The 17,886-nt window shown below is 65.1% G+C and carries 18 protein-coding genes and 2 pseudogenes; 7 read left to right on the top strand and 13 right to left on the bottom strand.

Annotated features, from left to right (window positions below):
- Positions 1–178: 178 nt before the first annotated feature.
- The gene (gene modA / locus ACV959_RS14210; RefSeq protein WP_475737226.1) at positions 179–490 is read right to left on the bottom strand and encodes a molybdate ABC transporter substrate-binding protein; all 312 of its coding nucleotides are present in this window, start codon (positions 488–490) and stop codon (positions 179–181) included.
- Between the two features lie 124 nt (positions 491–614).
- Here modA and ACV959_RS14205 point away from each other — a divergent pair.
- The 3 genes and pseudogenes from ACV959_RS14205 to ACV959_RS14195 all read left to right on the top strand — a co-directional run.
- Positions 615–872 (top strand): annotated as a pseudogene (locus ACV959_RS14205) (IS5/IS1182 family transposase); the annotation flags it as partial.
- Positions 873–1,055: 183 nt separating this feature from the next.
- Positions 1,056–1,325 carry a DUF1190 domain-containing protein gene (locus ACV959_RS14200; protein ID WP_475739674.1) on the top strand — a complete coding sequence of 90 codons (270 nt, stop codon included), beginning with the start codon at positions 1,056–1,058 and terminating at the stop codon, positions 1,323–1,325.
- Between the two features lie 65 nt (positions 1,326–1,390).
- Entirely contained in the window at positions 1,391–1,567 is a 177-nt protein-coding gene (locus ACV959_RS14195; RefSeq protein WP_475737225.1) for a hypothetical protein, read from the top strand.
- Here ACV959_RS14195 and ACV959_RS14190 read toward each other — a convergent pair.
- The 10 genes and pseudogenes from ACV959_RS14190 to ACV959_RS14145 form a co-directional block, all read right to left on the bottom strand.
- On the bottom strand, positions 1,564–2,352 hold the full coding sequence (locus ACV959_RS14190; RefSeq protein ID WP_475737224.1) for a metallophosphoesterase family protein: 789 nt from the start codon (positions 2,350–2,352) through the stop codon (positions 1,564–1,566). The genes ACV959_RS14195 and ACV959_RS14190 overlap by 4 nt on opposite strands.
- Before the next feature lie 236 nt (positions 2,353–2,588).
- The gene (locus ACV959_RS14185; protein ID WP_475737223.1) at positions 2,589–2,744 is read right to left on the bottom strand and encodes a hypothetical protein; all 156 of its coding nucleotides are present in this window, start codon (positions 2,742–2,744) and stop codon (positions 2,589–2,591) included.
- Between the two features lie 22 nt (positions 2,745–2,766).
- Positions 2,767–3,752 (bottom strand): annotated as a pseudogene (locus tag ACV959_RS14180) (IS481 family transposase).
- A gap of 191 nt (positions 3,753–3,943) precedes the next feature.
- Complete coding sequence (gene fae, locus ACV959_RS14175; RefSeq protein ID WP_475737222.1) at positions 3,944–4,489, bottom strand: formaldehyde-activating enzyme; 546 nt, start codon at positions 4,487–4,489, stop codon at positions 3,944–3,946.
- 82 nt (positions 4,490–4,571) lie between these two features.
- Positions 4,572–4,952 (bottom strand): hypothetical protein, encoded by a 381-nt coding sequence (locus ACV959_RS14170; protein WP_475737221.1) that lies wholly within the window; start codon positions 4,950–4,952, stop codon positions 4,572–4,574.
- 35 nt (positions 4,953–4,987) lie between these two features.
- Complete coding sequence (locus ACV959_RS14165; protein WP_475737220.1) at positions 4,988–5,362, bottom strand: YybH family protein; 375 nt, start codon at positions 5,360–5,362, stop codon at positions 4,988–4,990.
- A complete protein-coding gene (locus tag ACV959_RS14160; RefSeq protein WP_475737219.1) occupies positions 5,359–6,429 on the bottom strand; it encodes a quinone-dependent dihydroorotate dehydrogenase in 1,071 nt (356 codons plus the stop codon). The genes ACV959_RS14165 and ACV959_RS14160 overlap by 4 nt, the downstream gene beginning before the upstream one ends.
- The gene (locus tag ACV959_RS14155; RefSeq protein WP_475737218.1) at positions 6,426–6,767 is read right to left on the bottom strand and encodes a DUF952 domain-containing protein; all 342 of its coding nucleotides are present in this window, start codon (positions 6,765–6,767) and stop codon (positions 6,426–6,428) included. The genes ACV959_RS14160 and ACV959_RS14155 overlap by 4 nt, the downstream gene beginning before the upstream one ends.
- A 112-nt stretch (positions 6,768–6,879) precedes the next feature.
- Positions 6,880–9,087 (bottom strand): glucans biosynthesis glucosyltransferase MdoH, encoded by a 2,208-nt coding sequence (mdoH, locus tag ACV959_RS14150; RefSeq protein ID WP_475737217.1) that lies wholly within the window; start codon positions 9,085–9,087, stop codon positions 6,880–6,882.
- Positions 9,075–10,610 carry an OpgD/OpgG family glucan biosynthesis protein gene (locus ACV959_RS14145; protein ID WP_475737216.1) on the bottom strand — a complete coding sequence of 512 codons (1,536 nt, stop codon included), beginning with the start codon at positions 10,608–10,610 and terminating at the stop codon, positions 9,075–9,077. Before ACV959_RS14145 ends, mdoH begins: the two co-directional genes overlap by 13 nt.
- A 223-nt stretch (positions 10,611–10,833) precedes the next feature.
- Here ACV959_RS14145 and glmU point away from each other — a divergent pair, with 223 nt between their 5' ends.
- The 4 genes from glmU to ACV959_RS14125 all read left to right on the top strand — a co-directional run bounded on the left by glmU (position 10,834) and on the right by ACV959_RS14125 (position 15,818).
- Positions 10,834–12,201, top strand: coding sequence for a bifunctional UDP-N-acetylglucosamine diphosphorylase/glucosamine-1-phosphate N-acetyltransferase GlmU (glmU, locus tag ACV959_RS14140; RefSeq protein WP_475737215.1), 1,368 nt, complete (start codon positions 10,834–10,836; stop codon positions 12,199–12,201).
- Between the two features lie 122 nt (positions 12,202–12,323).
- The gene (gene glmS, locus ACV959_RS14135; protein ID WP_475737214.1) at positions 12,324–14,153 is read left to right on the top strand and encodes a glutamine--fructose-6-phosphate transaminase (isomerizing); all 1,830 of its coding nucleotides are present in this window, start codon (positions 12,324–12,326) and stop codon (positions 14,151–14,153) included.
- Positions 14,154–14,242: 89 nt separating this feature from the next.
- A complete protein-coding gene (locus ACV959_RS14130; RefSeq protein ID WP_475737213.1) occupies positions 14,243–15,067 on the top strand; it encodes an ABC transporter permease in 825 nt (274 codons plus the stop codon).
- Entirely contained in the window at positions 15,057–15,818 is a 762-nt protein-coding gene (locus ACV959_RS14125; protein WP_475737212.1) for an ABC transporter ATP-binding protein, read from the top strand. The genes ACV959_RS14130 and ACV959_RS14125 overlap by 11 nt, the downstream gene beginning before the upstream one ends.
- Here the strand turns inward: ACV959_RS14125 and ACV959_RS14120 are convergent.
- Together ACV959_RS14120 and ACV959_RS14115 are read right to left on the bottom strand one after the other, a co-directional pair.
- Positions 15,797–16,954, bottom strand: a complete 1,158-nt coding sequence (locus ACV959_RS14120; RefSeq protein WP_475737211.1) for an LptF/LptG family permease — start codon at positions 16,952–16,954, stop codon at positions 15,797–15,799. The genes ACV959_RS14125 and ACV959_RS14120 overlap by 22 nt on opposite strands.
- A 20-nt stretch (positions 16,955–16,974) precedes the next feature.
- A complete protein-coding gene (locus ACV959_RS14115) occupies positions 16,975–17,868 on the bottom strand; it encodes a hypothetical protein (protein WP_475737210.1) in 894 nt (297 codons plus the stop codon).
- Positions 17,869–17,886: the final 18 nt, after the last annotated feature.

The raw sequence follows: 17,886 nt of genomic DNA, 5'->3' as shown, positions 1-17,886 counted from the left end.
CTTGCCGCCGACGCGCACACCCAAGCTCCGTGTTCGCAAGTAAATGATTTTAAGAAGAATCCTGATCTGTTTCGGATGGCCTTCCATTATAGGACAGGATTCCATTATAGGACTGGATTGGATTTCGAGGAGGGATAAAACTTGATTTAGTCCACTTAGTCAATAGAAAATAGCGATATTATCGTTTGACTTGACCAGATGCAGGCGAAAACCGTGCGCGAACTGGAGCAGGCGCCGTGGCTTGGCTCGCTGCCGTCAAAGCGACGGGATAAACGATCGGCGGGCGACAACTCGGCGGAAAGGCCGCAACGATTTTCACGTTGGGTTCGGCCTTCGCATCGCTGAGATAGACGATGCCGAGCGGCGCCTCTCCCCTTGCGACGAACATCAGGGCCGCGCTCACATTGGCCGTGAAGGCGAGATTGGGAGCGACAACGGACCAAAGTCCGAGCTTTTCGAGGGCCGCCCTAACAGGCTGTTGAAAAAGCATCGGCCATGCGCCGATGGAGAACCGCAACGCGCTGTTCGTCGACGCCTGCCCGACGAAAGCCGACCGCCTCGCCGAACGCGTCGCCGCTTTGCATAAGATCGAGCTGCGCGCCGACCGGCCAGGGCGGATCACGCTCGCGGCCGTCAAGCGCGGTTTGCGGCGACGCTCCGCCGTCGAACCGGTCATCGGACATTTCAAAGCCGACCACAGAATGGGCCGCAACTTCCTCGCCCATACGACCGGCGACGCCGCCAGCGCCGTCCTCGCCGCAGCCGGTTACAACTTCCGGCGCCTGCTCAAATGGCTCGCGCTTTTGTGCGCCTTCCTCCTCCGCGCCTTCGCCCAGCCGGAAAAGTCAGAAAATCAAACAAGCCCCGAGTGAGCCGCGTTCTTCAGGGGCGACTCCTGACGCCCGAAGGCGACCGGCTGAGCGCTCGGCTCCGCCTCTCTCCGCCGTGCTCGCGATCTTCTGTCTCGGCGCGGCGCGCGCGGAGCCGGGACGCGGGCAATATGTCTATGGCGCGGAAACCGCCTGCGTTTCCGCGGGTAAATTCCTCCCTGAGCTCTGCGCGAATGCGGCGGCCATGCGCAAGCGGAATTCTACGAGAAGGCCCCGCGGTTTCCGGCACGGGAGGCCTGCGAGAAAGCCTTCGGGACCGGACGCTGCAGCCTCGGCTCTTCCGGGGCCGACGGATGGGCCGGCAAAAAATCGGGCTTTCACTTCAGCCCGCGCCAGGACGGCTTCCAGATCGTCGTCGGCGGCGACCGCGACATGACGGTCTTTCCGACGCGATCGCCCGGGGCGGCGTCGGTTTTCGTCCGCGCTCCATCCTGAAAAGAAACGCCCAGATTAACCCCGAAATCGCGCGCCGTGCGCGGGACGAATGGCGGGCCCGGCCAATGACGGCCGCCGGACCGGAGGGCGCCCGTTTCGGCGTCGATACGCCCCCTGCGGGAGGGCCCGTTCCGCCCCCGCCGCCGGTCGATCCCAATTTCGACTGCGCCGCCGCGCTCGATCCCGGCGCCAACGGCGACGCCTCGACGGGCTGTTATCCTATCCCCGCCCGCCGCCGTTAACTCTTCGCGCCCATGGCGCCCGTCGATATGAAGCGTCGCTCAGATCCCTCCAGCACGAGGCAGGTGAGGACGCCCGTCGCATAGGCGCCGGTGTCGATGTTGATCCTGTTGGGCAGGACTTCCGCCTTGGGCGCCGGCGTGTGGCCGTGGACGATCAGCTTTTCGAAGGATCCCTGAAAGGAATTGAATTCCTCGCGTATCCAGAGCAGATCGCGCTCGCTCTGCTCGGCCAGCGGCACATGTGGCCGCGCGCCCGCGTGGCAGAAGAAATAGTCGCCCGACTCCCAGGAGAGCTGCGTCTTTTCCAGAAACGCGCGATGACGCGCGGGAAGCGCCTCGGCGAAGGCGTCGCGCGCCCGCGCGAAGTCGCGGCCGCGCATCGCTTCCTTGACGTCGACCCTGTAGGAAACGAGAGTTTCCAGCCCGCCATAGCGGCGCCAGTCGTCCAGAACGTCCGGATTCTCAAGGAAATCGAGCAGGGTCGCTTCATGATTGCCCCGCAGCGCGACGACGCGCGCGGGGAAGGCGCCGCTGGTCAGGCGTTCGACGACTCCGGCCGACTGGAGCCCGCGGTCGACATAATCGCCCAGAAAGACAATCACGGCCTCGCCCTCGGGAGGCTTCTCCCGCAAATCGTCCTCCAGCCGGCGCAGGATGACGTCGAGGAGATCGAGGCGACCATGTATGTCGCCGATCGCATAGATCCGCGTTCCGGCGGCCGGCGCCGGCGCGGCCCGCGGTCGACCAGAGTTCTTTCGAAACGCGCCCCAAAAAGGGAAAGACATCGCACCGCCGCCTGGCTTGTTCAGGGCGCGCGCCCCGACCGACGGCCTCGCGCGCCCAAAATCCGAACTCGCAATTTAGGGCATACGATCAGCGTGGACGAGGGCGATCGGAGGATCCCCCCCCCAGCCGGGCGCATTCATGATGAATCCCGCCGCTCTCTCGCCCTGACGCGCCCGCCTCAGTTCCTCCGTCCCGTCCGCCGCCGGTTTTGGCGGCGGGCGTTGCGCAACGCCATCTATGCCTCGAGCCGCTCGTTCATGCGCAGAAGCTGGTCGAAATAGACAATCGTCTTCACGAGACCGTCGCGCAGCGCGCAGGCGGGCTCCCAGCCGAGCGTCTCCCGCGCCTTGGAAATGTCAGGCTTGCGCTGCTTCGGATCGTCCGAGGGCAACGGCTTCTGGATGATCCGTGACCTAGATGTTTAGTCCCGGCATTTGGTGGAGGGGGTCGAGTATGAATCTCTCTGGCTCCGTCGTCCAGAGTTTGCAGATGAATTCGTAAGGCGTGAGGCCTTTGAGCGTCTTCAAACGGCGCGCGAAATTGTATGCGGCGACGAAGTCGGCGAGATGCGTTCGCCACTCTGCGTGCGTTTCATAGAAGTAGCGCTTGACGGTCGCGTCCTTGATCGTGCGGTTCATGCGCTCGACCTGACCATTCGTCCAAGGATGTTTGGGCTTGGTCAGGCGATGGTCGATATCGGCGCGGGCGCAGGCGAACTCGAACGCATGGGCTCGGAAAGGCCGTCCCTCCGCCAACATCTGCTTGATCTCCGTAGGAGTCCAGGTCTCGCCGCCGGGGTCGGTGAAGCGCGTTCCATTATCGGTGAGCACGGTGTCGATTCTGTAGGGAACGGCTTTGATCGGCGCGAACAGAAAGTCGGCGGCGATCCGCATCGTTGCTCTCTCATGCAGCTCGACGAAGGCGAATTTCGACGTGCGGTCGATCGCCACGAACATGTAGAGCTTGCCCTCGGCCGTGCGGACTTCGGCGATGTCGATATGAAAATAACCAATCGGATAGGCCTTGAATTTCCGCTTGGCGGAGACCTCGCCTTTGACGTTCGGCAACTTTGAGACGCCGTGGCGCTGAAGGCAGCGATGCAGCGACGAGTGCGTCAGGCTAAGGATCGTCGCCTGAAGGGCATAGAGGCAGTCGTCCAGAGGCAGCAGCGTGTGACGGCGGAAGGCGACGATGATCGCCTCCTCTTCGACCGTCAGGACCGTGGATCTGGGCTCTTTCGGCCCCGTGCGCGCGTCGGAAACCGACGACCGCTTCTTCCATTTGGCGATCGTCTTCTGGTTGACGCCATACCGCTTGGCGAGCGCTCTCAGGCTTTCTTGACTATGTTGTATCGCTCGACGCACCGCCTGCGGGCGCTCCCGTGGAGAACCTGGCCCATAGCGCATCCCTCCAGTCGCTGGAAAAGATTGCGCCATCAAATCCCCGGATCAAACATCGCCGATGTGTCCCGTCGGAGAAAAAGCCGTAGTTGCTCCGACAGTCGAACGCAGGGCGCGGCCTCGTTGGCGGGCTGCGCGCGCTTGTTTCACTCGTGACGGGCGGCGGCGCGTTGCGCCGCCGCTTTCTTCGTTATTCGTCGAACACGCCTTCGAGCGCGTAATGGGAGATCGTCTTGCGGTTGGCGATCAGCTCGTCGATCGTCGGCTCGCCCTTCATCGCGCGCGAAATGGCGAGCTTCGTCGCCTCGTAATTGGTGCGATAGAGGTCTTTCTTGTCGAGCTTCTTGAGATGCTTGGCGCAGCGCGGATCGAGCCAGACCATGATGATCATGCACAAGTCGTCGACCTGATCCTTCGGAATGATTCCTTCCGCGACGCAGTCGACGATGGCGTCGGCCGTGGCCGCCTGAACAACGCCGCCCAGCAGCTCGACATAGTCCTCCGACTTCACCGTCATCTTGGTCGTCATCATCGTCGCCGGACGAACCTGCTGGTTGAGGTCGCGGATGACGAACATGCGCGGATGGCCGGCGACCTGTCCCGTCATGGCGGCGAAGGCGTGGCCGACCGGCCCCTTCACATTGCCGATCAGCACTTCCGGCATCGCGTCCGTATATTGGCCGTCGGCCGCCAGAACCGTCGCTTCGCCGGTGCGCAGCCAGATATGTTCGCTCATGATGTTTCCTCTTGGCGTTGAATGTGCGCGGGATAGCATTGCGCGCCCGCACAAGGAAGCCGCGGCGCCGAAATTCGCGCCGTCACTGCCGCGGCGTGGGCGGATTCGGCGGCGGATAGATGGAATGCTCGAATGGGTAGACCGTGCGGCGAATGTCGATGGCGGCGGCTTCGAGCAGGGAAATCCGGCGCGCGAGGCCGTCGATGGCGAATTGCAGCATCGTGATCTGCCGCGCCAGTTCGTCGATGCGGGCGGCCTGCGCGCGATCGCCCGCTCCTGCGCCGTTTCGCAGATCGGCGATCTGCCGGCCGAGGCAGTTGACGGCCGCGATGACGTCGTTCTGGTTCGCGATGACGCCGGCGACGCCCGAGGCCTGCGGCGAGCAGGAAACGCCAGCGCGCGCCGGCGCGGCGGCGACGCAGGCGAGGACGAAGGCGGCCAGTGTCGTCGGGCGCATATTCATGGTCCCCTCCCGAAAGCGCGCCGCGAGGCGGGCGGTCACGCGAGCATATTCGCGTCTCGCGCGAGAACCCACCGGCCGTCCGCGGTTTTGCGCAGGATCGTCAGCGCATGGCCGGCGCGGCGGATCGCCTTGCCGCCCGGCGGCGTGACTGTCACTTGCAGGCGGCCGCGAAAAAAGGCCCAGTCGCCCAGGATTTTGATTTCCTGAATGTCGCTCTGCATGTCGAGCTGCATGTTTCTCATCTGCGCGGCGGCCGCCCGGAAGGCCTGCGCGCCGAAAGGCTCGGCGCCCGGCGACATGAAGACGGCGTCTTCGTCCAGAAGCCTCAGGATCGCGTCGACGTCGCCATTCCGGCTCGCCGCGAACCAGTCCTCGACAAATTGGCGGATGGCGCGTTCGTCTTCGTTCATGCTCCGTGCTCTCTCGCGATGTTTGCGGCTTCCCGTCCGACGAGGGCGGAAAGTGGCAGTTTGCCTTTTTCCAGCGCATCGACGATCCCGCGCGCGATGCGCGTCGCGAGCGCCGGCCCTTCGTAAACGAGCGCGGAATAGAGCTGAACCAGCGTCGCCCCCGCTTCGATTTTTCTCAGCGCCGTCTCCGGGCCGTCGATCCCGCCGACGCCGACGAGCGGGAACTGGCCCTCCGCGCGCAGGAAAGTCTGCGCGAGCATGTCGGTCGAGAGCGTAAAGAGCGGCGCGCCGGACAGGCCGCCGGTTTCATTGGCGAGCGGCGAGCGCAGCGTCGCAGGGCGAGAGACCGTGGTGTTGGAGACGATCATGCCGTCCACGCGCCGCTCCCGCGCGACGCGCACGATGGCGTCGAGCTGACCGAGCGTAAGGTCAGGGGCGATTTTCAGCAGCACGGGGCAGCGCGCGGACGCCGCGTCGCGCGCCTCGATCACGCGGGCGAGTAGCTCGGAGAGCGCCTCGGGCTCCTGCAAATCCCGCAGGCCGGGGGTATTGGGCGAACTGACGTTGATCGTGAAATAGCTCGCGACGCCGGCGAATGTTTTGACGCCCGCGACGTAATCGGCGACGCGGTCGGCGGCGTCCTTGTTGGCGCCGACATTGACGCCGACGATTCCCCGTTGCGCGCGGCGCGCCAGCCGCGCCAGCGCCGGCGCATGGCCCTCGTTGTTGAAGCCGTAGCGATTGACGACGGCGCGATCCTCGACGAGCCGGAAGGCCCGCGGGCGCGGATTGCCTGGCTGCGCGCGGGGCGTCAGCGTGCCGACTTCGACGAAGCCGAAGCCGAGGCCGAGCATGGCGTCGGGAACCTCGGCGTTCTTGTCGAAACCCGCCGCGAGGCCGATCGGATTGGGGAAATCGAGGCCGAAGGCGGAGACGGCGAGGCGCGGGTCGCTTTCTCGAGGCGCGCGCGGCGGCAGAGCCTTCAGCGCCGTAATCGTCGCGCGATGGGCGCTTTCCGCGTCGAGAAGGCGCAGGAAGGGAAGCGCGAGGCCAAAGGAGTCAATCATACAAGGCCCGTGAAATCATGCCGGCCGCCGGGGCCGAGCGGCAAGGGCGACACGCGCGCGACGGCGGAAGGATCGAGCGTCGCATAGAGATGCGGGAACAGCGCGCCGCCGCGCGAGACCTCCCATTTCAGCGCATCGCCAAGTCTGTCCGCGTCGATCGAGACGAGCAGCAGGCCGCCCTGTCCGGCGAAATGTTTGGCCGCCGTCTCCGCAACCTGATCAGCGGACGAGAAATGAATGTAGCCGTCCGCGAGATCGACGGCCGCGCCGCGAAAGACGCCTTCCGCTTCCGCCGCGCGCCATTCTGCGGCGGAGATGATTTTGTAGATGGTGGTCAAGGATTGTCGCTCCCTTGCAACCTTTCCCCACGTCGCGCCGCTCGGATCAGACGCCGCCCGTCTCCGGCGCGGCGAATAGCGAGATCGGTCTTTGCGCGGGTACGAAAAGCGGTTACTCCGCCGCCCGCGCGCTTTCGGCCTTCTTGTCCGCCTTCCGCGGCAATCTCGCGATCATGCCGATCAACGCGCGGTCGGAGAGCGCCACGAGACGTTCGCCGCGGTTGAGCCATTGCACGATGTCTTCGATCGTCTCGGCGTCGGCGATCTTGGCTTCGGCGACGGCGCGGTCGGCGGTGACGACCCCGCGCTGACGGGGCTTGCGGGCCGGCAGCCAGGCCTCGTGCAGCGCGCGCAGCTCGGGATCGGCGTGGATCGCAGACAGTCCGTTGATCTCGTCCTCGTCCCCGCGGGCGAGCGCCTTGGAAAGCGCCTTGCCCCGTTTGGCGATCGGGGGCGTCGTCGTTTCCTCCGGCGTCACCAGCACGCCCGCGCGGCGGAAGACGAGCCCGAGCCAGCGCTGGCTGGTGAGCCAGGAAATCGGAATGGCGAGGATGAGGCCGGCGATCGTCGGCGACATCCAGGCGACCAGCGAGGGCGAGATCATGAGGCCCGCGACGAGCGAGAGCGCGCCGAGCGCGACATGCGAGCGATGCCGCTTCACGATGTCGATGAAGGGCACCGAGCCGTCGTCGCGCCGCTGCGGATCCCAGCCGGTGTCGAAGCCGAAGATGATATTGAGCACATGGCCGGTCTGGATCAGCATCATGATCGGCGCGAGAAGCGCGGAAAGCACGACCTCGAAGAGCGTCGAGATCAGCAGCATGACGGCGCCGCCGGAGCCTTTGCGCGTCTCGGGCTCGTAAATCGCGACGAGAAGGCCGAAGAGCTTGGGCGCGAGGAGAATTCCCATGGTGAGCGCGAAGAGATCGAGCGAGCGCTCGGCGTCGAACCGCGGGAAGGTGGGGAACAGCGCGAAGTCGCTCGTGAAATATTCCGGCTTGAAGTAGCTCGCCTGGAAGACGATCACGATGCCGACGAGCAGTTGCAGCAGCCACAGCGGCGAGGTGAGATAGCCGAAGATGCCGGTAAGGAAGTGCTGGCGCGACGCCCAGCTCAGGCCGCGCGCGAACAGCACGCGCGAATGCTGGAGGTTGCCCTGGCACCAGCGCCGGTCGCGTATCGACAGATCGATGAGCGAGGGCGGGCTTTCCTCGTAGGAGCCGCCGATCGTCGGCATCATGTAGACCGCATAGCCGGCGCGTCGGATCAGCGCCGCCTCGACGAAGTCGTGCGACAGGATATGTCCGCCGAAAGGCGGACGGCCACGCAGGTCCGGAAGGCCGCAATGGCGCGCGAAGGCTTCCGTGCGGATGATGGCGTTGTGGCCCCAGTAATTGCCGTCGCGGCCCATCCAGCAGGACAGGCCCACGGCGATGACGGGGCCGTAGATGCGCGCCGCGAATTGCTGGACGCGAGCGAAGAGCGTATTGCGGTTGATGATAAGCGGCAGCGTCTGGATGATGCCGGAGTCCGGATCGGCCTCCATGGCGGCCGCGAGTTTTGCGATGGTCGGGCCGGTCATCAGACTGTCCGCGTCGAGCACGACCATATGCGCGTAAGAGCCGCCCCAGCGCGAGACGAAGTCCTCGATGTTGCCGGCCTTGCGCCCGACGTTTTTCTCTCTGCGACGATAGAAAATGCGCGCGCTGGGGCCAAGGCGGCGCCGGATCGCGATGAAGGCGCGCTCCTCCGCGATCCAGATGTCGGGATTCGTCGTGTCGGAGAGGAAAAACCAGTCGAAATGCTCGCCGAGGCCCGTCGCCTGCACGTCCTCGTAGATCGCCTGTAGCGCAGCGAAGACCCTGCTCGGGGCCTCGTTGTAGATCGGCATGACGACCGCGGTCTTTTCGCGCAGCGTCGCCGGCAACGGCGGCGATGGGCGATTGGAGAGCAGGGCGGCGAAGCCCACCACGGCGCTCGCAAAGCTTAACGCGATCCACGAGAAGTTGAGAATGAAAAGCGCGAGCAGCGCCCATTTGAGGGTCGTGACGCCGCCGACGTCGATAACCCGATACATCTGGTAGCCGCCGTAGACCGTCAGCGCCAGGCCGCCGCCAAAAGTGACGAGGCGGGCGAGCCATGGCGTGCGCCACAGGTCGGGCGCCATGCGTTTGCGGATCTGGCGCGAATCGAACTTGAAGAGATTTTGCGCCGGCATCGAGAGGCGGCTCTCGACCGGCGTCGGCGGCGCGGCGGCGGGATCTTTCAGGATTGTCGCCGGCTCGGACGGTTCGATCGGCGCAATTTTCAGGGGGTCCATCGGTAGAGCCAGGTTTCGCTGATCGGCTGCTCGTCCGCGCGCAGGACAAGTCGCAATTCGCAGAAGTTCTCTCCGGCGGGATCGACGTCGAACACGACGCGGCACGTCTTCGCCAGCGGATTGGGGAGCGTGCGGATGTTCGTGGCCGATCCCGGAGAGGTGGTCAAGGCGGCGGAAAGACGCGCCGCCTTTTCTTGATCGGCCAGAACGTCGCCGGAAAAAACGACCACAAAACGGCGAAGTTTCGAGCCGGGCGCGCGGCCCGAGCGCGACTGAGAGGCGATCGCCAGCGGCGGCCGGCTCGGCGGATCCCAGCACCAGAATTGCCGGTAGGCGAAAGTCGCCTGGGCGCCGCCGAACAGCGCCGCCTTCGGGCGCCAATAAGCGACGATGTTTTCGTTATTCTCGGACTCGGACGGTATCTCGACGAGTTGCAGGGCGCCCTCGCCCCAGTCGCCGAGCGGCTCGATCCAGAGCGAAGGGCGCCGCTCCCAATGCTGGACGTCGTCCTGATAGCTGTCGATGTCCCGGTCGCGCACCAGCGCGCCGAAGCCCTTGGGATTGACGTCGACGAAGGAGGAGAACTGCAGCTCTTCGCGATTGGAGACAGGCCGCCAGAGCCATTCGCCGGCGCCAGTCAGCATCTGGATCCCGTTGATCGCGGTGACCGCGGGCCGCAGATCCTCCGCCCGGCGCTTCGTGTCGAGCGGCGTGTAGAGGGAGGCCGCCGCGAAGCCGGCGAGGCCGTAATGATCGACGCCGGTGCGCGGGAACAGCGTCAGTTCGGTGTCGATGATGGTGGCTTCGCCCGGATGCAGCGTGAAATGATAGACGCCGGCGACGCTGGGCGAATCGAGCAGCGCGTGGATCACGAGGGCGTTCGAGCCAAGCTGCGGCTTCTCGATCCAGAAGCTGCGGAAGGCCGGAAACTCCTCGCCGCGGGGATCGGCGGTGCGAATCGACAGGCCGCGGGCGGCGACGCCCGGATTCTGTCCCGCGGCGACCGCGCGATAGAAGCTCGCGCCCTGAAAAATCGCGAGCTCCGCCTCGCCGCCGCCCGGGTGGGCGTGGAGCACGCGAAAGCCGGAATAGCCTATGTCGGGGAGTTTTTCCGGAATTTTCAGTCCGCCATAGTCGAAGCGGTTCTGGTCGTAGGCGACCCGCGCGGCGACGCCGTTTTCGACGATGAAGAGATCGACCGCCGCGGTGAAGATGTTGCCGCGATGCAGGGGCTCGATCGAGAATCCCTTGTTTTCGCCGGCCCAGAGCGCCGCGCCCGGCTTCGTCTTGATCCCGACGAATTGCTCGTAGGTCAGGCTCGCGAAGGGCTCGCGCAAATCGGCGGGCGGCGCGACATAGGGCTTGGCCGCGAGGGCCTTCGCCAATTCGACGATCATATCTCCTGTGAAAGGAGCCGGCGGCGGCGCTGGCGGCTGGGGGCCCTGGGCGCGCGCATCGGCCGGCGCGACGCCCGCGACAATGGCGCCGAGGGCCGCTTTCAAGACGTCTCTACGTTCAAACATAAGGTTCCAAAGGCAAGGGCGAAGCGCGCCGTGCGCGTCACAAAGCCTATCTACACAAGAAAGGGGACGCTCGGAACGGGATTCTTCCAGCGCGTCTTGCCCGCCAAGTTTGCCTCGCAACCGCGTCCAAGTTACCTATTCGCCGAAACAGCCGGGCCTCCGGCTGCGCGGCGCGGGCTTCCGCCCGCGTCCTGACGTCGAACGAAAAAGACTGATTCTATTGATGAATAATCCGTCTGTGACACGTTCCGCCCTTGCTGTCGTTCTCGCCGCCGGGGAGGGCACGCGGATGAAATCCGATGTGCCCAAGGTTCTGCATCAGGTCGCGGGGCGCTCCATGCTCGCGCATGTCCTCGCGAGCGTCGCCGCCGCGGGGGTCGAGAACGTCGCCGTGGTGATCGGACCGGGGCGCGACGACGTGCGCGCCGAGGCGCTGCGGCTCACGCCGCACGCCCGGGTCTTCGTGCAGGCGGAGCGCCTCGGCACCGCCCACGCCGTGCTCGCCGCGCGGGAGGCCATCGCCGTTGGCTGCGACGATCTTCTCGTGCTCTTCGCCGACACGCCGCTCGTCACGGGCGCAACCGTGCTGGGCCTGCGCGCCGCTCTCGCCGAGGGCGCGGCCGTCGCGGCGCTTGGATTCGTCGCCGCCGATCCGTTCGGCTACGGGCGTCTGCTTCAGGATGGGGCAGGGCGTCTCGTTTCGATCCGGGAAGAGAAAGACGCGACTGAGGCCGAGCGCGCGGTCAAGCTTTGCAACGCCGGGCTGATGGCGATCGACGGCCGTCGGGCGCTCGCGCTGCTGGAGCGGATCGGCAACGCCAACGCCAAGGGCGAATATTATCTGACCGACGTCGTTGAACTCGCCCGCGCCGACTTGGGCGAGGCGCGGGTCGTGGTGGCGGACGAGAGCGAGGTGCTCGGCGTCAACGACCGCGTTCAGCTTGCGCAGGCGGAGGCGGTGGCGCAAACGCGCCTGCGCCGCGCCGCCATGGCCTCGGGCGTGACCATGATCGCGCCGGAAACCGTGTTCCTCTGTGCGGACACGGCTTTCGGACGCGACGTGCTGATCGAGCCCAACGTTGTCTTCGGGCCGGGCGTTTCGGTGGGCGACGGGGCGGTGATCCACGCCTTCTCGCATCTCGAAGGCGCCTCGGTGGGCGCTGGCGCGGCCATCGGCCCCTTCGCGCGTCTGCGGCCGGGGGCGCGGCTCGCGGAAAAGGCCAAGGTCGGCAATTTCGTCGAGATCAAAAACGCCAATGTCGCCAGAGGCGCGAAGGTCAACCACCTCACCTATATCGGCGACGCCGAAATCGGGGCCAACGCCAATATCGGCGCGGGCACGATCACCTGCAATTACGACGGTTTCTTCAAATACCGCACAGAGATCGGCGAAAACGCCTTCATCGGCTCGAACTCGGCGCTGGTCGCGCCGGTCAGGATCGGCGCGGGCGCCTACGTGGGGTCGGGTTCGGTCGTGACCGGGGACGTCGCGCCGGACGCGCTCGCCGTCGCGCGCGGCCGGCAGGCTGAAAAGCCCGGCTGGGCGGCGGCCTTCCGTGCGGCGCAGGCTGCGAAGAAGGAAAAGAAATAGCGTCGCGGCCCCCTTGCGACGCTCCAGCAATCTTTCTTGCCACTTAACCTTGATCCTCTTCTGTCCGCGGCGCCAAGCCGTTCCTGGCGGCGCTCTTGCTATTGTGGCATCGGGAGGTCGACATGTGCGGCATTGTGGGAATTCTTGGCGACGGCCCGGTGGCGGGCAAGCTCGTCGACGCGCTCAAGCGTCTCGAATATCGCGGTTATGACTCCGCCGGCGTCGCGACGCTCGAGGACGGGAAACTCACCCGTCAGCGCGCGAGCGGCAAGCTCAGAAATCTCGAGGAAAAACTCGCGGGCGCGCCCTTGCGGGGCGCGATCGGCATCGGCCACACGCGCTGGGCGACCCATGGCAAGCCCAACGAGACCAACGCCCATCCGCATGCGAGCGACCAGGTCGCCGTCGTCCATAACGGCATCATCGAGAACTTCCGCGAACTGCGCGAGGAACTCTCCGCCAAAGGACATGTCTTCGCCTCCGAGACCGATTCGGAAGTCGTCGCGCATCTCGTCGCGGAGGCGCTGAAGAGCGGCGCGACTCCGGAGGACGCGGTCGCCGGGGCGCTCAAGCGCCTCAAGGGCGCCTTCGCTTTGGCTTTTCTCTTCGAGGGACGGCCCGATCTTCTCATCGGCGCGCGCCGCGGCTCGCCGCTGGCGGTAGGCTGGGGCGACGACGGCGTCTTTCTCGGTTCGGACGCGCTGGCGCTTGCGCCCTTCGCGCATTCCATCGCCTATCTCGACGAAGGCGACTGGGTCGTTCTGCGTCGGGACGCGACCGTGTTCCACAACGCGGAGGACCGCGTCGTCGAGCGCCGCCGGCAGCCGTTGCAGACGGGGAGCTTCCTCGTCGACAAGGGCAATTACCGCCACTTCATGGCGAAGGAAATTCATGAGCAGCCGGAGGTCGTGGGCCGAACGCTCGCGCATTATCTCGACCTCGCCGAAGGCGTCGTGCGCCTGCCCTTCGAGTTGACCTTCGACCCCAAATCGCTGTCGCGCGTCACCATCTCGGCCTGCGGCACGGCCTATTATTCGGGCCTCGTCGCGCGCTACTGGCTGGAGCGCTTCGCCAAGCTCTCGGTCGAAATCGACATCGCGTCCGAGTTTCGCTATCGCGACCCGCCGCTGCCCGACGACGGTCTGATGATCGTCGTCTCGCAATCGGGCGAGACGGCGGACACGCTCGCGGCCCTCCGTTACGCGCGCGAGCGCGGCCAGCACATTCTCTCCATCGTCAACGTCGAGACCTCGACCATCGCCCGCGAAAGCGACATCGTCGCCAAGACCCTCGCCGGGCCGGAGATCGGCGTCGCCTCCACCAAGGCCTTCACCTGCCAGCTCGCGGTTTTCGCCTGTCTGGCGCTGGCGCTGGGCCGGGCGCGCGGCGTTCTGACGCGCGAGCGCGAGCGCGAACTCGTCGCGGAGCTCATCGCCACGCCGGGCCAGATGGCGGACGTGCTGAACCGCGAGGCGCTGATCGAACCGGTTGCGCGCGACGTCGCCCGCGCGTCGAGCGTGCTTTATCTCGGCCGCGGCCCCATTTTCCCGCTGGCGATGGAAGGCGCGCTTAAGCTCAAGGAGCTGTCCTACATTCACGCGGAAGGCTATGCCGCGGGCGAATTGAAGCACGGCCCGATCGCGCTCATCGACTACGCCATGCCGGTCATCGTGCTCGCGCCGCCCGACGCGAGTCTCGAGAAGACCGTCTCGAATTTGCAGGAGGTTGCGGCGCGCGGCGGACATCTGATCCTGATCGGTTCGCCCCGGGCGCAAAAGGAAGCCGCGGCGGAACTCGCCGGCTATGTCGAAATGCCCGAGGCGATCGCCGGACCCTTCGCAGCCATCGTCTATGCGGTCGCGATCCAGCTTCTGGCCTATCACGTCGCGACCTTCATGGGCAAAGACGTCGACCAGCCGCGAAATCTCGCCAAGAGCGTGACGGTGGAGTAGCGCTCCATTGACAGCAGGCGGGCCGAACTGGTCTATGCGAGGACGATCGCCGCCACGGCGCAGTTTTTGCTGAGAGGACCGCCCGCCTGTTGCCCGCATCGATTCCCCCCGCCTATGTCGCCCCCTTCGAACGGGCGTGGCGGCATCGGGAGCTCATTCGCGCCGTGGTGCGGCGCGAGTTCATCTCCCGCTTTCGCGGCTCGCTGCTCGGTCCCGCCTGGGCCGTGCTGTCGCCGCTCGTCATGCTGCTGACCTATACGGCGCTGTTCTCGATCACCGTGCCGCAGCTTTCCGCCGGCATGACCGTGACGGATTATGCGAGCGGCATCTTCATCGGGCTGATCATCTTCAACCTGTTCAGCGAACTCGCCTATCGCGCGCCCGTGCTGCTCCATGAGCACGTGAATTTCGTCAAGCGCTCCATCTTCCCGAGCGAGACGATCGCCTGGACGGCGACCATCCGGGGATTCACCTATGCGGGCGTGGCCTTCGGCGTCTATGTCGTCTTCCGCCTGCTGACGGCTGGAACGATTCCGCTCACCATCGTCCTGGCGCCGCTGCTTGTCGCGCCCTTCTTTCTCTTCATGCTCGGCGTCGTCTGGTTCCTGATGGCGCTTGGCGCCTTTACGCGCGACGTCGCCCATATCATGGCCTCGATCGTGCCCGTGCTGATGTTCGCGACGCCGATCTTCTACCGGCTCGACCAGATTGCCCAGATGTCGCCCACGGTGGCGATCGCGCTGCGCCTGAATATCGTCGGGGATTACATCGAGATGCTGCGCGATATCGCCCTCGACGGGCGCATCCCCAACGTTTTCGGCTATCTCGTCGTCGTCGCCGTCTCCTATGCGGCGTTCCTCGGCGGTTACAGGTTCTTCATGCGCTACAAGGCGGTCATCGTCGATGTCATCTGAGCCCTCCATCCGCTGCACAGGCGTCGGCAAGGCGTTTCAGCTCTATGCGCATCAGAACGACCAGCTGAAGCAGGTGCTTTTCGGCTTGTGGAGGAAATTCTACAAGGAGAAATGGGTTCTGCGCGACGTGAACTTCACCGTCGAGAAGGGAGAACGCGTCGGCATCGTCGGGCGCAATGGCGCGGGCAAGACGACGCTGCTGCAAATTCTCTGCGGCATCACCTATCCAACCAAGGGCGAGTTCCATGTCGCCGGGCGCATCGCGCCGATCCTGGCGCTGGGTTCGGGCTTCGACGGCCTGCTCACGGGGCGCGAGAATGCGCGCATCGGCGCGGCCATTCTGGGTCTGACGCGCAAGGAAGTGGACGAGCGCATCGAGGATATCGCCGCCTTCGCCGAGATCGGCCCCTTCTTCGAACAGCCGATGCGCACCTACTCCATGGGCATGATCGCGCGCGTAGCTTTCGCCATCTGCGCGCACGCCGACGCGGACGTGCTCATCGTCGACGAGGCGCTTTCCGTCGGCGACGAGATCTTCCAACGCAAATGCGAGAAATATATCGCGGACTTCAGCCGCAAGGGCACAATTCTGATGGTTTCTCACGATCTCGATTTTCTCGAGAACCTCTGCGATCGCGTGTTGTGGCTCGAGGACGGCGTGGTGCGCGAGATCGGCGATCCCGCGAAAATCATCGCGGATTATCGGGAGGCCATGAGGGCCGAAATCCCTCAGGCCACCGGCGCGGCGTAAGCCTGCGGGTCGGCGGCGGGCGCGAAGGGGACCGGCTTCGGGCTGTAGTTGAGGCGCGCGATCAGCCTCATCGAGACGCCGATCTCCGCGGCGGCCAGCGCCGCGAGCAGCAGCGAAAACCACGGATTGAATCGCAGGAGCGATTCGAGCGCCACTAGAAAAGCGATATGCGCGGCGGGGATGGCGATGATGGTCAGCCCGCCGGCGGCGCCGCGACGGCCGGTGATGTTGCCGAAGGTCAGGACGAGCGCCATGGCGAGCAGTGTGTGCGCGATCGCAAGCAACGGCACGCCAAAGCGCTTGGCCGCCTCGGCCGTCCATTCCCCGAGCTGACGCGGATCGGCTTTCGCGGTCTCGCGATTGGCCAGGAACTCGCCGGCGGAAAGCTCGTAAACGCCCCTCCAGCCGCGATCAGGCAGGGAGCCGCTGCCCTGCATCGGCAACGCCATAGCGTATTCGTCGAAATTGGCGATGCGCACCTCATTGCTCGTGAGCGAGCGCGTCTGAATGCTGCCGTTCGATAGCGCGACGATCACGCCGGATTCGTTGCGGCGGAACTCCGCGCGTGCGGCGGTGATCGTTTCTTCCTGCATCTTCTCGATGGAGATCTGCCGCACGAACAGATTTGCGGCGATGTCGGGCGTGACCCAGCGCTCGATGTAGAGCGTCTTCACGCCGTTGGAGAATGTGTAGAAATGCGCCGCGTCGAGCATGCGGTGGTTGAGCGAATTGCGCACGACGTTGAGCACGTCCTGCATGTTGCTCGAATAATGCGGCGCGATGAAATTCGCGAGGACGTAGCCGAGAATGACGACGCCGGCCGCGAGCGACAGCGCCGGCCGGCAAATAGACCATGCGGAAAGCCGCAACGCATAAAGGACGGCGATCATGCCCTCGCTCGCCATGCGCGAGAATTCGAGCGCGGTCGCCACGCCGACGGCCATGGGCAGCGTGACATAGGCGACGGTCGGCGTCACGCCAACCAGCGCGGGCAGCACGAGGCCGCCGCGCACGGCGGCGGGCGGCAGCTGATAGAGCAGATAGGAGAGAACGACCGGAACCGACAGCGCGAACTGCACGACGAGGACATTGAAGCCCACGCGTTTGAAAAGATAGGAGAACAGCAGGCGCGGCATGGCTTATCGGTCGCGCCGCGTCACTTCTTGAAGCGCGCCCAGGCGGCGCGCGAATATTCCGTCCATGCGGGGTCGAAGACGCCGCGCGACGGCAGCATGGTCGCGCCGGCCCAATGGGCGAAATAGATTTCCTTGCCTTCGTAATCGAGCGGCTTGCCGTCTTTGAACGTCACCCCGTTCGCCTTGTAGAAACTTTCATGCGAGGCGTTTTCCACCACGTTCGGCAGCAGCGAAATCTTCAATCCCCGCCGGTGCGTGACGAAATTCACCAGCGGCTGGGCGAAGAGCTGGCCGCGCTTGCGCACGTCGTGGAAGATCGCGGAGTCGGACTTCATGGTGTCGATGAAGTCCGAGAGCTTCAGATATTTGTTCGAAGTGACCCAGAAGCCGTCGTTGAAGAGCAGCGCGTCCTTCAGGAAGGGATAGCGGTCGCGCCGGTCGTTGTAGACATATTCGAAACTTGGCGAGGCGACGATGAATTCGGTCTTCCCCGCCTCGAGCTTGCCGAAAACCGGCGTGAAATCCCGGAAAAGAATGACGTCGACATCGACATAGGCGACTTCGTCGAGGGGCAGGGCGAGCGCCTGCAATTTACGCAGCCGCCGGCGATTGCTGTTAAAAATGCCGGGGTAAAGATCTTGCGAGAGCCTGTCGATCTCGACCGGCTCCTCCGCCACATAGGTCGCGCCGTAGAGGTCGGCCGCGCGGCGCGTCATCCCGACATTGTCGTCGTAAGGAATGAGATAGATCGGCAGCGACGAATTGGTGTCGCGGTAGCTCTCGAGGAAAGGCAGCAGCCAGTCGATGATCTTGTCGTTTCCGACAATGGCGATGCCGTAGCGTTTGCTCTCGGCGGCGGCGCCCGCTTCGGCGTCCGGCGCGCGAAGGGGTGGATTCAGGAGACGAAGGCTCATATAGGGGGTGTACTTGTA

The sequence above is a fragment of the Methylocystis sp. Se48 genome (genome assembly GCF_056269425.1).
Note: the sequence above shows the minus strand (reverse complement) of the source record. Positions and strands in the feature narration are given on the sequence as shown.